Source organism: Enterobacter sp. RHBSTW-00975 (assembly GCF_013615235.1).
In the GTDB taxonomy this organism is placed as follows: Bacteria; Pseudomonadota; Gammaproteobacteria; order Enterobacterales; family Enterobacteriaceae; genus Enterobacter; species Enterobacter ludwigii.
The window spans coordinates 4,454,436-4,468,729 of the sequence record NZ_CP055883.1; the positions used below are offsets into that span (position 1 = coordinate 4,454,436).

The following is a 14,294-nucleotide window of genomic DNA, read 5'->3' on the forward strand; positions in this document are numbered from 1 at the left end:
ATTTTGGAATAGCTAATTTGAAATGAATATATGATAAGCCCGGCAGGGATCACCGCCGGGCCAGGGCTTTAACGTGTCAGCGACGCGGAGATAATATCCAGCGCTTTACGGAACTGAACTTCGGGGATGGTAAGCGGATAGAGGAAACGGATAACGTTGCCGTACACGCCGCAGCTCAGCAGCAATAGACCTTCCTGCAACGCACGCTCCTGGACCTGACGCGTGAATTCCGGCGACGGCAGTCCGGTTTGCGGGTCGTTAAACTCCACCGCCACCATTGAGCCCTGAGCACGAATATCGGCAATAAACGGACAGTCCGCCTTCGCTTTGTTCAGTACTTCCACCAGATGATGGCCAAGATGCGCCGCGCGCGTGCAGAGATCCTCTTCATCAATCACATCCAGCACGGCATGGGCTGCGGCAATCGCCAACGGGTTGCCGGCGTAAGTCCCGCCCAGCCCGCCAGGTGCGGGGGCATCCATCACTTCCGCCCGGCCAGAGACCGCCGAGAGCGGCATCCCGCCGGCCAGGCTTTTCGCCATGGTGATCAGATCCGGCTTCACGCAATGGTGTTCCATCGAGAACAGCTTGCCGGTTCGCGCAAAGCCACTTTGCACTTCATCGGCAATCAGCAAAATTCCGTGCGTATCGCACAGTTCGCGCAGGGCCTGCATAAAATCGGCGGGGGCAATGTTGAATCCCCCCTCCCCCTGAACCGGTTCCAGGATAATGGCCGCCACCTGGTCCGGCGCAATGTCGGCTTTGAAGATGCGTTCGAGGCTTTTTAACGCTTCTGCCGTGCTGACGCCGTACAGATCATTTGGATAGTGTGCGTGATAAACCGATCCTGGAAACGGACCGAAACCGAGTTTGTACGGCGCCACTTTCCCCGTCAACGCCATCGTCATAAAGGTACGGCCGTGGAAGGCACCGCCAAAGGCGATCAGGCCAGGACGACGGGTATACGCGCGGGCAATTTTTACCGCGTTTTCGACCGCCTCTGCTCCCGTAGAGAAGAAAGCCGTTTTGGCAGCCCCATCAACGGGTACACGTTGGTTGATACGCTCGGCAAGCGCCACATAGCCTTCGTACGGGACAATCTGATATGCCGTATGGGTAAATGCGTGGAGTTGTTTTTCGATGGCGGCAATAACTTTTGGATGCCGATGGCCGGTATTCAGCACCGCAATCCCGGCGGCGAAGTCGATATACTCGTTACCCTCGACGTCCCACACCGTGGCATTTTCGGCTTTATCGGCGTAGAAGTTACACATCACGCCGATACCGCGCGGCGTCGCCTGCAAACGCCGGTCATTCAGTTCACTGTTTTTCACCCTGTCCCCCTGAGAAAGTCACCTGCTTAGCGCATCTGTAAGTGTTTGCCAGGGGGAGGGAATTCGCCAGAGCGGGAGATAAAAAAACAAAACCCCCGAATTTGCATTCGAGGGTTATCGGGGACATCGCGGAAATTACGCTTCGATAGCGGCGCGAAGTTTTTTCATGGCGTTCTTTTCAAGCTGACGCACACGTTCAGCGGAGACGCCGTAGCGATCGGCCAGCTCCTGCAGCGTGGACTTGTTGTCTTCGTCCAGCCAGCGGGCGCGGATAATATCCTGGCTACGTTCGTCGAGGCCTTCCATTGCTGAAGTCAGCTTGTTCGCGGCCTGATCTTCCCAGTTATCCTCTTCAATGCCGTCAGCAAAGTTAGAGGTTTTATCCTGCAGATACAGAACCGGTGCCATTGGCTGGCTGTCAGAGCCGTCGTCGTCGGAGGACATATCGAAGGTCATGTCCTGCGCGGCCATACGGGATTCCATCTCACGCACGTCTTTGCTGGATACGCCCAGCTCGCGCGCCACCATTTCAACTTCATCCTGATTGAACCAGCCCAGACGCTGCTTGGTTTTACGCAGGTTGAAGAACAGTTTACGTTGCGCTTTTGTCGTGGCGACTTTCACGATACGCCAGTTGCGCAGCACGTATTCATGAATTTCTGCTTTGATCCAGTGCACGGCGAAGGAGACCAGTCGCACACCCACTTCCGGGTTGAAGCGACGTACAGCCTTCATCAGACCGATGTTACCTTCCTGAATCAAGTCCGCCTGCGGCAGGCCATAGCCCGCATAATTACGAGCAATGTGAACAACAAAGCGCAGGTGAGACAGGATCAGCTTTTTCGCTGCTTCCAGATCGCCCTGGTAATGCAGCTTTTCAGCAAGCTCCTTTTCTTCCTCGGCCGTTAACATCGGCCAGGTGTTCGCAGCCCGGATATAAGATTCCAGGTTACCAACAGGGGCTAAAGCTAAAGTTTGCATTTCTTTGGTCATTCATTCCTCTCAATGTTTCTTCTGGTCCAGGCTGTCCCCATCAGGCAACAACCATGCCAAAGCGTTTGAGCCACGAGATTAGCATTCACTCTTTTATCAGACAGTGATTTTATCCACAAGTTCCAGGTGCAACGGTGAATAAATTACGCACAAATTGTGACATGGAGATGATAACAGGGGAAGAGACAACAGGGACGCTTTCCCTGCAGAGCGAACATCTCGGTGCAGGGAAAGATTATATCACGCTTTTATTAGTCGGGAGTAAAGTGACGTAAATGTTGCACGGTTGCCAGCCATGCTGCCACCCAGCCGATCATCGAGCACACCAGCAGCAGTAACAGGCACTCATCGAACCCTAAGCCGCTGATATCAAACTTCGTTCCGAAAACCTGCGCCACCTCGGTTACGGCAGAGGACAGCCGCATCACCAAAATTTCTGACAATATCAGTGAAAGAAATGCGCCGGAAAAACCGAGCAATGCGCCGCCGTACAGGAACGGACGCAGGATGAAGCCATCCGTCGCACCAATCAGTTTCTGCACGTTGATGGTGTCGCGACGCGCGAAAATGCTCAGGCGCACGCTGTTACCGATGACGAGGAAGACCGCCGCCACCATCAGCACACCAATCATCGCCGCCACGCGCCCTACCAGCCCGGTCAGCGCAGCAAGACGCGCAAACCAGCTGTCATCCATGCGCACTTCATCAATCCCGTTGATACGGGTGATGCGGTCACGCAGGGTGTTGAGCGAATCGGTCCCCTGGAAATCGAGTTTCGGGATCACCACCGCCACGGCCGGGAGGGGGTTCTCTTCAAGCATGTCCAGCGCACCGCCAAAGCCTGACCAGTTACGGAACTCACCCAGGGCTTCTTCACGAGAGAGATAATTCACTTTCTCTACGCCCTGTTCGGCCTGGATTTGTCCCACAACCTGCGCCGCCGCGTTATCGTCGAGCGCCTTATCCAGATAGACCGTGATCTGCGGAGAAGGATAGTACTGCGACGCCGCCTGGTTAACGTTTTTATAGACCATGTAGCAGACGCTTGGCAGCGTCAGGGAGATGGCAATCACCATCACCGTCAGGAACGTCGCCAGCGGTTTGCTTTTCAGGTCCTGCAACGCACCGTGGAACGCATAACGCACCTGCTCGTTGAACACGTTGGTTTTGCGGGAGTTCGGCTTAGGCGCCGCTTTCGCACGCTTTGGCGCATTACGATTGCCGTCACCGCCGCCCTGCGGCTTACGGAAGCGGTCAAACCGGTTTCCGAACTGCCGAATCTGGTTTATTGCATCACGCTTATTCACCGAGGCCTCCGTGCAAATGACCGTCGCTCAGGGTCAGCATGCGGTACGAACGACGGGAAATCAGCCCGATGTCGTGCGTTGCCATCAATACCGTCACCCCAACGCGGTTAAATTCCTCAAACAGACGCAAAATCCCTTCTGACAGGGCGTCGTCCAGGTTACCGGTCGGTTCATCCGCCAGCAGTACCGCAGGTTTATTCACCACCGCACGGGCAATCCCCACACGCTGCTGTTCACCGCCAGACAGCTGGATCGGGAAGTTCTTCGCTTTGTCCAGCAGCCCGACTTTATCCAGCGCCGCAGAGACGCGACGGCGGATATCATCATAGCTGGCACCGGCAATAATCAGCGGAATGGCCACGTTATCGAAAACGGTGCGATCCATCAGCAGGTGGTGGTCCTGGAAAATCATGCCAATCTGACGACGCAGGAACGGCACCTCACGGTTTTTCAGACGGCTAATATCATGGCCGCTGAACCAGATTTTCCCGGCGCTCGGCCGCTCGATCCCACAGATAAGCTTGAGCAGGGTACTTTTCCCCGCGCCGGAATGGCCGGTCAGGAATGCCATCTCGCCTGGCTGCAGGTGGAATGTCACCCCCTGCAGCGCTTGTCTCCCACCGAGATAGGCCTTGCTGACGTGTTCAAAGCGAATCATTGTTAGTCCTCTCGGGCAAATAGTGCCTCAATAAAGTCGTCCGCTTTAAACGGACGTAAATCCTCAATACGTTCGCCTACACCGATGTAACGGATAGGAATATTGAACTGATCGGCCACGGAGAAGATCACCCCGCCTTTCGCGGTGCCGTCCAGTTTGGTCAGCGTGATCCCGGTCAGCCCTACCGCTTCATGGAACAGCTTCGCCTGGCTAATGGCGTTCTGTCCGGTGCTGGCATCAATGGTCAGCATAATTTCATGCGGTGCCTCTTCGTCCAGCTTCTTCATGACGCGGACGATTTTCTTCAACTCTTCCATCAGGTGCGCTTTGTTCTGCAAACGCCCTGCGGTGTCGGCAATCAGCACATCCACGTTACGCGACTTCGCCGCCTGGATAGCGTCAAAGATAACGGAGGCGGAATCCGCACCGGTATGCTGCGCAATCACCGGGATGTTGTTACGCTGGCCCCAGACCTGCAGCTGCTCAACCGCCGCCGCACGGAAGGTATCACCTGCCGCCAGCATTACCGATTTGCCCTGCTGCTCAAACTGTCGCGCCAGCTTGCCGATAGTGGTGGTTTTCCCCACACCGTTCACGCCAACCATCAGAATAACAAATGGCGTTTTGCCTTCAATATTAAGCGGTTCGTCAACTTTTGCGAGGATTTCGCCCATCTCGTCTTTCAGCAGACCGTACAGCGCTTCGGCGTCACGCAACTCCTTGCGGCTCGCCCCTTCGGTCAGACTGGCGATGATCTTACGGGTTGTTTCCACCCCAACGTCGGCGATCAGCAGTTGCTCTTCCAGCTCTTCAAAGAGATCGTCGTCGATCTTCTTGCCGCGGAACAGACTGATAAATCCGGAACCTAAGTTTTCTTTGGTTTTGAGCAGGCTACGCTTCAGGCGGGCGAAGAAACCTTCTTTGGTGGGTTTTTCCTGCTCCTGAGCAACCTCTTCACCCTGCTCTGGTTGCGCTTCCACCGGCACAACGATAACCGCTTCTTCCGCCGCGTCTGCCGCCAGCGCCTGGGCTTCCAGCTCTTCGTCGGTAAGCGCTGGCTCGTCTTGTGCTTCTTCTTCCACCGCCTCAACAATTTCGACGGTTTCTGCCTCGGCCTGCCACTCCTGCGCTGAAACCTCTTCGGCTTTCACCTCTTCCGGCAGCGGCAACGTTTCATGCTCGATAATCGCCTGCGGCGTATCGATAACGTCTTCTACCACAACGGGTTCTGGCTTCTCGCTTTCCTGAACCTGTTCGGTAACTTCCACCACCTCTTCAGCAAAGGCTTCGGTCTCTTCTTTGCTGTGCGCGTGCTCTTCCGCGTCGACAACGGCGGCAGTTTCTACCGGCGTTTCAGGCTGAGACTGCTCTTCAACGGCTTGTTGTTCTTCGGTTTTCTGCTCTGTTTCTTGCTCTTTTTCACCGAAGCCCAGCCAGGAAAAGAAGCCACGTTTTTTTTGTTTTGCCATCTGCGACTACACTCCTCGCGGCGCTATATACATGGAAGCTAAAAAAATGATGAAATAGTCTAACACTTTACTTAATTGACATCACCGCCCGCAATCGCAGGCCAATTGTTAACAGAGCTTTCCAGAGATGAAGAAACCCAACCGCGCCCCAGCCGGTCAAATTCGTATTATCGGCGGCCAGTGGCGAGGCCGGAAATTACCGGTGCCGGATAGCCCCGGACTACGCCCAACCACGGACCGCGTACGCGAAACGCTGTTTAACTGGCTGGCTCCCTCAATGGTGGATGCCCACTGCCTTGACTGCTTCGCGGGCAGCGGCGCGCTGGGTCTGGAGGCGCTGTCGCGCTATGCCGCCAGCGCCACGCTGCTGGAGATGGAGCGCGGCGTTGCGCAGACGTTGCAGCAAAATCTGGCAACGCTGAAAGCGACCAACGCCAAAGTAGTGAATACCAACACACTGAGCTTCCTCGCGCAAAAGGGCACGCCGCACAACGTGGTGTTTGTCGACCCGCCGTTCCGCAAGGGGCTGCTGGAAGAGACGTTATCCCTGCTGGAAAACAACGGCTGGCTGGCGGATGACGCGTTAATCTACGTCGAAAGCGAAGTCGAAAATGGTTTACCGCCGGTCCCGGTACACTGGGATCTGCACCGAGAAAAAGTGGCAGGTCAGGTCGCTTATCGTCTGTATCACCGTCAGGCACAAGGAGAATCCAATGCCAGTACTGATTAATGTGGGACGTTTGTTGATGCTGGGCGTCTGGGCATTTCTGCTCCTCAATCTGGTGCACCCGTTCCCGCGCCCGATGAACATCTTTGTGAACGTGGCTTTTATCTTTACCACCTTCATGCACGCCCTGCAGATGGTGATGCTGAAAAACGGCCTGCCAAAAGACGGTCCGCAGATGACCGGCTGGCAGCAGCTGCGCGTGTTTATTTTTGGCGTATTTGAACTGCTGGTGTGGATGAAGAAATTTAAGGCCCAGGCGAAGAAGTAAGGCGCCTCAAGCCTCAGCCTACCCCTCTCCCTGCGGGAGAGGGAACATTACCGATCTGGCGTAAACCCTTCAAACCGCGACCCTTTGTAACTCAGAATCCCTTTTTCTCCCACCGTCAGTTGATGGTACTGCTGCGCCTCCAGACGGTAGGTCATCTCCAGCCCGCCGGTTTCCGGCTTAAAGCTCGCTTCATAGCGCATGGTGGCTCCCGCCGGCGTAACCTGCTGCTGGCGCGAGCGTCGGTCATTGAGGGCTTTCTCGCGTTTATTGCTTACCACCACGCGTTTTTGCATCAACGGCGCGGCATCGTTGTCCGCCTTCTCACGGCGCTGCTGCACGAAACGAAAGGAGGCGGCAATGACGATAATCGCCACCACGATAACGAAAAAAAGCGGCATCTTGCTCATTCAAAAATCCCATCAGATTATACGGAATTCAGGATACCTTGCCTTCCCCGGCATTGCCAAACGCCTGCCCCCATCACTACACTGAATAAGAAACTGATTATTCAGACTCAACAGTTACAGGGAGTTAATATGCTTTGGTCATTTATCGCTGTCTGTTTTTCCGCATGGCTTTACGTCGATGCATCCTATCGCGGCCCTGCCTGGCAGCGATGGTTGTTTAAACCCGTCACGCTGTTGTTACTCCTGCTGCTTGCCTGGCAAGCGCCCATGTTTAACGCCGTCAGCTATCTGGTTCTTGCCGGTCTGTGTGCGTCCCTGACTGGTGATGCCTTAACCCTGCTGCCGCGACAGCGCCTGCTGTATGCCGTTGGGGCATTTTTCCTGTCGCATCTGCTTTATACCATTTACTTCGCCAGCCAGATGACGCTCTCCTTCTTCTGGCCGCTGCCGCTGGTGCTGCTGGTCATTGGCGCGCTGCTGATCGCGGTGATCTGGACACGTCTGGAAGAGATGCGTTTGCCTGTCTGCACCTTTATCGCCATGACGCTGGTGATGGTATGGCTGGCGGGTGAACTGTGGTTCTTCCGTCCGACGGCACCGGCAATGTCCGCGTTCTTTGGTGCCACGCTGCTGTTACTCGGGAATATCGTCTGGCTGGGCAGCCACTATCGTCGCCGCTTCCGTGCGGATAACGCGATTGCCGCCGCCTGCTACTTTGCCGGTCACTTCCTGATTGTGCGTTCACTGTATATCTAAATAAGCCTTGACTCTGGAGTCGACTCCAGAGTGTATGCTGCGGTTAATGAGAAAATTATCATTACCGGAGACTGCCATGTCGACTCCAGAAACACCTAAAAAAGTTCCACAATTCTCGGCACTTAAGCTCAGCCCCGTTCCCGCGAAGGACGACTGCTGCTGCGACGGCGCATGCGAAACGCAAAACACGCTGCCGCTCCCGGAAAGCGCAAACTGCTACAGCTGGGTGGTCAACGGTATGGACTGCGCGGCCTGCGCCCGTAAAGTCGAAAACGCGGTAAAACAGGTCCCGGGCGTCAGCCACGTCCAGGTGCTCTTCGCCACCGAGAAACTTCTGGTCAGTGCCGATAATGACATCAGCACGCTGGTTGAAGCCGCTGTCAGTAAGGCCGGTTACAGCCTGCGCAGCGAAACCGCATCTGTCGAAAAGACGTCAGCCCTGCGAGAAAACCTGCCCATTATCACCCTTGTCATCATGATGGCCCTGAGCTGGGGTCTGGAGCAGTTTAACCACCCGTTCGGTAACCTGGCGTTCATCGCCACGACGCTTGTCGGACTGTTCCCGATTGCCCGTCAGGCCGTGCGACTGATGAAAAGCGGAAGCTGGTTCGCCATCGAAACGCTGATGAGCGTGGCGGCGATCGGCGCGTTGTTTATTGGCGCGACGGCGGAAGCGGCCATGGTGCTGCTGCTGTTCTTAATTGGCGAGCGCCTTGAGGGCTGGGCGGCGAGTCGGGCACGGAAAGGGGTCAGCGCGCTGATGGCGCTGAAACCGGAAACCGCAACGCGGGTGACGGGCAGCGAACGCCAGACGGTGGCAATTAACACGCTGCGCCCGGGTGATGTGATTGAGGTCGCCGCCGGCGGGCGTCTGCCTGCGGACGGTGAACTGCTTACCGCCACGGCGAGTTTCGATGAAAGTGCCCTCACCGGCGAGTCGATTCCGGTTGAACGCTCAGCGGGCGAGAAAGTGCCTGCAGGCGCCACCAGCGTCGATCGTCTGGTGCAACTCACAGTCCTCTCCGGACCGGGTGAGAGCGCCATCGACCGCATCCTGAAGCTGATTGAAGAGGCCGAGGAGCGTCGCGCCCCCGTTGAGCGCTTTATCGATCGCTTCAGCCGGATCTACACCCCCGCCATCATGCTGGTCGCCCTGCTGGTGACAATTATTCCACCGTTATTCCTGGGCGCAGCCTGGGAAGGCTGGGTTTATAAAGGTCTGACGTTGCTGCTGATTGGTTGCCCGTGCGCGCTGGTGATCTCCACGCCGGCGGCCATTACCTCCGGTCTGGCGGCCGCGGCGCGTCGTGGAGCGCTGATTAAAGGCGGAGCGGCGCTGGAGCAGCTGAGCCAGGTGCAACATATCGCCTTCGATAAAACCGGTACGCTGACGGTGGGTAAACCGCAGGTCACGGGCATTTATCCTCAGGAGGTCAGTGAAAATACGCTGCTCGCCCTGGCCGCTGCCGTCGAACAAGGCTCCACCCACCCGCTGGCACAAGCAATAGTCCGCGAGGCGCAGTCGCGTGGGCTGGACATCCCTGCCGCCACCGCACAGCGGGCGCGGGTCGGGTCCGGGATTGAAGCCGACGTTGAAGGGAATAACGTCCTGATCGCTGCCGCGAATACGTTTCCGGCGGCCGGGCTGAGCCAGCAAGTCCAGGCGCTGGAACAGGCCGGGCAAACCGTGGTGATGGTGGTGCAAAACGGCGTGGCGATAGGGATGCTGGCACTGCGTGATACCCTGCGTGACGATGCAAAAGACGCCGTCGCCGCGCTGCATCAACTGGGCGTGCAGGGGGTGATCCTCACCGGGGATAACCCGCGAGCCGCGGCAGCGATTGCCGGTGAACTGGGGCTGGCGTTTAAAGCCGGGTTATTGCCTGCGGATAAAGTGAGCGCCGTAACGGAACTGAACAATCATGCACCACTGGCAATGGTGGGTGACGGAATCAACGATGCCCCGGCGATGAAAGCCGCCACCATTGGCATTGCAATGGGCAGCGGCACCGACGTGGCGCTCGAAACCGCCGACGCGGCGCTCACCCACAACCGCCTGACCGGGCTGGCGCAGATGATTGCTCTGGCGCGCGCCACGCGGGCCAATATCCGTCAGAACATCGGGATTGCGCTGGGCCTGAAGGGGATTTTCCTGGTCACCACGCTGCTCGGTATAACCGGCCTGTGGCTGGCGGTACTGGCGGATACCGGCGCGACGGTACTGGTGACGGCGAACGCGCTCCGCTTATTACGTCGACAATAACACGAGATGCCCTCTCCCACCGGGAGAGGGCGGAAAACGGCGTCACTGCATCCCTAACACGCGCGGCAGCCACAGCGAGATGGCCGGGATGTACGTCACCATCGCCAGCACCACCAGCAGCATGCCGTAAAACGGCAGCATGGCGCGAACCACATGCTCGATTTTCTGTTTACTTACCGCGCTCGCCACAAACAGCACCGAACCGACCGGCGGCGTAATCAGCCCGATCCCCAGGTTCACCATCATGATCATCCCAAAATGCACCGGATCGATGCCCAGCGAATTGGTTACCGGCAACAGCACTGGCGTCAGGATCAGGATGATCGGCGCCATGTCCATTAACGTGCCGATCAGCAGCAGCATGATGTTGAGATACATCAGGATCACGTACTTGTTATCGGAGAGCGAGGTGAAGAACTCGGTGATACGGCTCGGGAGCTGCATGTAGGTCATCACCGCGCCAAACGCCGCCGCAAAGCCAATCAGTATCATCACGATGGTGACGGTTTTCACCGTCCTGCACATCAGCTTCGGCAGTTCGTTCCATTTGTAGTCCCGGTAGATAAACATGGTGACAAAGAACGCCCACAGACAGGCCACGGCAGCGGATTCCGTTGCGGTAAATATCCCGGACAGTATCCCGCCGAGAATAATCACTACAGTCATCAGCCCCCACAGCGCGTCCAGCGTGATTTTCAGCGCCTGCTTAAAGGGAATTTTTTCCCCTTTCGGGTAGCCACGTTTGCGGGCAAAGCCCAGACACATTGCCATCAGGCTTACGCCGAGCAGCAGCCCTGGCAGCACCCCCGCGATAAACAGCGTCGCGATAGAGACCGTCCCGCCTGCCGCGAGGGAATAAATTACCGAGTTGTGGCTGGGCGGGATCAAAATCGCCTGTACCGACCCGCTGGCGGTCACCGCCGCCGCATACTCGCGCGGATAGCCCTTCTTCTCCATCTCCGGGATCATTACGCTGCCAATGGAGGCCGTATCCGCCACCGACGAGCCGGAAATCGCGCCGAAGAACGTGGAGGCCACAATATTCACCAGCGACAGCCCACCGCGAATAAAGCCAACAAACACGTAGGCGAAATTGACCAGCCGTCGGGCAATCCCCCCTTCCGCCATAATCGCACCCGCGAGAATAAAGAAGGGGATCGCCAGCAGCGTGAATTTATTCACCCCGCTGGTTATCTGAATCATCAGCGCCTCGAGGGGTAAATCTATCCACAACGCGCCCGCGACGGCGCTTAGCCCGACGGCAAAAGCCACCGGCATCCCCAGCGCCAGCAAAATGGCGAGGGTGAATAACAAAACGAATGCATCCATTGTTCACCCCTTAACTGTGGTTGCCGATCAGCACGACGGGACGGTTTTCCTGCGAGCCAAACAGCAGGCGCTCAATCACAAACAGGATCAGAACGGCAGAGCCCACCGGCAGCGGCAGATAGCTCTCGCCGGAGGTCAGGACCGGAAATTCGGCGACCGGTTGCTCCCAGAGTTCGACGCACAGCCAGTAGCTGTACCAGAACATCAGGCCAGCGATCAGCAGCATCAGCAGATCAACGGCCCGTGCGCAGACGGTTTTTAACGACCCGGGCAGCCGGTCGGTGAGCATATTCACCGCAATGTGCGAACCGGCACGGTAGCTGACCGCCGCGCCGATAAAGGTGAAGGTCACCATGCAGATGATGGCAACCGGCTCCGGCCAGGATTCACCGCGGTTAAGCACATAGCGCGAAAAGATGCCGATGGGGATCACAATCGTCATCACCAGCAGCGAGATGCCCGCCACGGCCATCGCCAGCAGGTAGAGACGGTCCATCCACTTCAGATAGAGTTCGGACATACGTACTCCGGTTACTTGACGTCAGCGATGGCTTTCATCAGATCCTGATGCTTTTCGCCATACTGGGCGCGCACCGGCTCTGTGGCTTTGATAAATACCGTTTTGTCGATCTCGTGGAACTGCACCCCGCCAGCCTTCATTTTTTCCAGCGCCTGGGCGTTATAGGCTTCCCACAACTTACGTTGTTCAAACTGGGCTTCACGGGCCAGGGTCAGGATCTTTTTCTGCTCGTCGGCGCTGAGTTTGTCCCACTTCACTTTTGAATAGAGCAGCATTTCCGGGGTGATAAAGTGGCCGCTGAGGGTGTAGTTTTTGGCGACCGGCATATAGTTATGCGCGACATAGGTCGGTGGATTATTCTCCGCGCCGTCAATCACGCCGGTTTGCATCCCGCTGTAAACTTCGCTCACCCCCATTGCCACCGCGTTAGCGCCCATATCTTTCAGCGTCGCCAGCGCCACCGGACTGCCCTGTACGCGGATTTTCTTCCCTTTCAGATCGTCGGGTTTAACAATCGGATCTTTGGTGATCAGGTTGCGGGTGCCGGAGTCCATCCAGCCGAGGAACACCAGTCGTGATTTCGGGTTGGCGGTCAGCTTATCGCCAATTTGCTTGCCGATATCCCCGTCGATCACTTTGTGCATGTGGTCTTCATCGCGGAAAACGTAGGGCAGTGTGAAGACTTCGATATCGGGCAGGATGGCCGCCACCGGCGCCATCGAGACGCGGATCATATCGATCGCCCCCATCTGCGCCTGCTCAATCATCTGTTTTTCATCCCCCAGCACGCCGCCGGGGAAGACCTTAATCTCCAGCTTGCCGTCGGTTTGTTGTTTGAGTTTTTCACCCATTTGCTGAACCGCCACCACGTTCGGGTAGCCTTCAGGGTGCACATCGGCGGCTTTGATGGTTTGCGCAGCGACAGAGCAGGCAAAAGCGGAGAGGCACAGGGCGGCCAGTAACGGCTTGAGGGTCGTTTTCATCGGGTCAACTCCAGGGTAGTGAGATAAGCGTTAAAACAGTGTTTTATTTTTGTACGCTTAAAAACTAGACTACGGCCGGAAAAGCGGAGGTGAAGCGCCTCACAAAAGCGTGAAATTTTGAAACGATGGTTTAGAAAAGTTTTCTCCCTCTCCCGGTGGGAGAGGGTCGGGGTGAGGCCATCAGGCCGCATTTACCCCTTGCGGATCACATACCGGTACGGCAGCATTTCGGTCTGCTGTGCCACCAGCTCATGTTCCATAAAGGTACAAAAACCGGGAATGTCGCGGGTGGTGGCGGGGTCGTCGGCGATGATCAGCAGCGTCTCACCGGTCTGCATGTTGCGCACGGTTTTACGTACCATCATTACCGGCTCCGGGCAGCGAAGGCCCTGAGCATCAAGGGTGTGGTCTGGGCTGGAAAACAGATCGGTCATGTTCTTCTCGGTCAGGTAAAAACGGCTGTAGTTTACGCCCCATCGTCGGCAATGCAACCAGGTTAACGATTGCGTAAAAACTAACCATTGCAATGTCCGGCCAAAGCAGTATCATGCTGCGGTTTTTATTGGGTTCCCTCACCCCAACGTATAAAAAGGTTACAACATGATGCAGTTTTCTGATTCGCAGCGCGTTAAAGCGTTGTTCTGGCTTTCGCTTTTTCATTTGCTGGTGATTACCTCCAGCAACTATCTGGTGCAACTCCCGATCTCCATCTTTGGTTTTCATACCACGTGGGGCGCGTTCAGTTTCCCGTTTATTTTTCTCGCCACTGATTTGACCGTGCGTATTTTCGGCGCACCGCTGGCTCGCCGCATTATTTTTGCGGTCATGCTGCCGGCGCTGTTCATTTCGTACGTGATCTCTTCCCTGTTTTATATGGGAAGCTGGCAGGGGTTCGAGGCATTAACGCACTTCAACCTGTTTGTCGCCCGTATCGCCTCCGCCAGCTTTATGGCCTACGCGCTGGGGCAGATCCTCGACGTTCACGTGTTTAACCGCCTGCGTCAAAATCATCGCTGGTGGATGGCACCCACGGCGTCCACGCTGTTCGGCAACGTCAGCGACACGCTGGCCTTCTTCTTTATCGCATTCTGGCGTAGCCCGGACGCATTTATGGCCCAGCACTGGATGGAAATCGCCCTTGTGGACTACTGCTTCAAGGTGCTTATCAGCATTGTGTTCTTCCTGCCGATGTACGGCGTCCTGCTGAATATGCTGCTGAAAAGACTCGCAGATAAATCTGAAATCACAGCATTGCAGGCTGGTTAAGGGTTCGCTTTATC

At 56.5% G+C, this 14,294-nt stretch carries 15 protein-coding genes; 5 read left to right on the forward strand and 10 right to left on the reverse strand.

What is annotated here, in order from left to right; all coding sequences use genetic code 11:
* Positions 1-68: 68 nt before the first annotated feature.
* The 5 genes from HV340_RS21590 to ftsY form a co-directional block, all read right to left on the reverse strand.
* Entirely contained in the window at positions 69-1,334 is a 1,266-nt protein-coding gene (locus tag HV340_RS21590; protein ID WP_181216215.1) for a 4-aminobutyrate--2-oxoglutarate transaminase, read from the reverse strand.
* A 135-nt stretch (positions 1,335-1,469) separates the two neighbouring features.
* Positions 1,470-2,327, reverse strand: a complete 858-nt coding sequence (gene rpoH / locus HV340_RS21595) for an RNA polymerase sigma factor RpoH (protein ID WP_014172011.1) — start codon at positions 2,325-2,327, stop codon at positions 1,470-1,472.
* Between the two features lie 251 nt (positions 2,328-2,578).
* Positions 2,579-3,634: a permease-like cell division protein FtsX gene (gene ftsX, locus HV340_RS21600; RefSeq protein ID WP_014172012.1), complete on the reverse strand. Its 1,056-nt coding sequence runs from the start codon at positions 3,632-3,634 to the stop codon at positions 2,579-2,581.
* Positions 3,627-4,292, reverse strand: a complete 666-nt coding sequence (ftsE, locus tag HV340_RS21605) for a cell division ATP-binding protein FtsE (RefSeq protein ID WP_014172013.1) — start codon at positions 4,290-4,292, stop codon at positions 3,627-3,629. Before ftsE ends, ftsX begins: the two co-directional genes overlap by 8 nt.
* 2 nt (positions 4,293-4,294) lie before the next feature.
* Positions 4,295-5,761: a signal recognition particle-docking protein FtsY gene (gene ftsY, locus HV340_RS21610; protein WP_020884542.1), complete on the reverse strand. Its 1,467-nt coding sequence runs from the start codon at positions 5,759-5,761 to the stop codon at positions 4,295-4,297.
* Between the two features lie 127 nt (positions 5,762-5,888).
* Between ftsY and rsmD the strand changes: the two genes are divergently transcribed.
* Positions 5,889-6,491 carry a 16S rRNA (guanine(966)-N(2))-methyltransferase gene (rsmD, locus tag HV340_RS21615; RefSeq protein WP_020884541.1) on the forward strand — a complete coding sequence of 201 codons (603 nt, stop codon included), beginning with the start codon at positions 5,889-5,891 and terminating at the stop codon, positions 6,489-6,491.
* Complete coding sequence (locus HV340_RS21620; protein WP_014172016.1) at positions 6,475-6,756, forward strand: DUF1145 family protein; 282 nt, start codon at positions 6,475-6,477, stop codon at positions 6,754-6,756. The genes rsmD and HV340_RS21620 overlap by 17 nt, the downstream gene beginning before the upstream one ends.
* A 47-nt stretch (positions 6,757-6,803) precedes the next feature.
* On the opposite strand, the gene HV340_RS21625 is transcribed toward HV340_RS21620, so the two are convergent.
* The gene (locus HV340_RS21625; protein WP_032679142.1) at positions 6,804-7,163 is read right to left on the reverse strand and encodes a DUF2500 domain-containing protein; all 360 of its coding nucleotides are present in this window, start codon (positions 7,161-7,163) and stop codon (positions 6,804-6,806) included.
* Positions 7,164-7,292: 129 nt separating this feature from the next.
* Between HV340_RS21625 and HV340_RS21630 the strand changes: the two genes are divergently transcribed.
* Positions 7,293-7,919 carry a lysoplasmalogenase gene (locus HV340_RS21630; protein WP_181216216.1) on the forward strand — a complete coding sequence of 209 codons (627 nt, stop codon included), beginning with the start codon at positions 7,293-7,295 and terminating at the stop codon, positions 7,917-7,919.
* A gap of 76 nt (positions 7,920-7,995) precedes the next feature.
* Positions 7,996-10,182, forward strand: coding sequence for a Zn(II)/Cd(II)/Pb(II) translocating P-type ATPase ZntA (gene zntA / locus HV340_RS21635; protein ID WP_181216217.1), 2,187 nt, complete (start codon positions 7,996-7,998; stop codon positions 10,180-10,182).
* Between the two features lie 42 nt (positions 10,183-10,224).
* Here the strand turns inward: zntA and HV340_RS21640 are convergent, their stop codons facing one another.
* From HV340_RS21640 to tusA, 4 genes are all read right to left on the reverse strand, one after another.
* Entirely contained in the window at positions 10,225-11,511 is a 1,287-nt protein-coding gene (locus tag HV340_RS21640; RefSeq protein ID WP_020884539.1) for a TRAP transporter large permease, read from the reverse strand.
* 10 nt (positions 11,512-11,521) lie between these two features.
* Positions 11,522-12,031 (reverse strand): TRAP transporter small permease, encoded by a 510-nt coding sequence (locus HV340_RS21645; protein ID WP_108647729.1) that lies wholly within the window; start codon positions 12,029-12,031, stop codon positions 11,522-11,524.
* An 11-nt stretch (positions 12,032-12,042) separates the two neighbouring features.
* Positions 12,043-13,014 carry a TRAP transporter substrate-binding protein gene (locus HV340_RS21650; RefSeq protein ID WP_014172022.1) on the reverse strand — a complete coding sequence of 324 codons (972 nt, stop codon included), beginning with the start codon at positions 13,012-13,014 and terminating at the stop codon, positions 12,043-12,045.
* Between the two features lie 191 nt (positions 13,015-13,205).
* The gene (gene tusA / locus HV340_RS21655) at positions 13,206-13,448 is read right to left on the reverse strand and encodes a sulfurtransferase TusA (protein ID WP_108647725.1); all 243 of its coding nucleotides are present in this window, start codon (positions 13,446-13,448) and stop codon (positions 13,206-13,208) included.
* A 166-nt stretch (positions 13,449-13,614) separates the two neighbouring features.
* Between tusA and HV340_RS21660 the strand changes: the two genes are divergently transcribed.
* Entirely contained in the window at positions 13,615-14,280 is a 666-nt protein-coding gene (locus HV340_RS21660) for a 7-cyano-7-deazaguanine/7-aminomethyl-7-deazaguanine transporter (protein ID WP_020884536.1), read from the forward strand.
* The last annotated feature ends 14 nt before the right edge of the window (positions 14,281-14,294 follow it).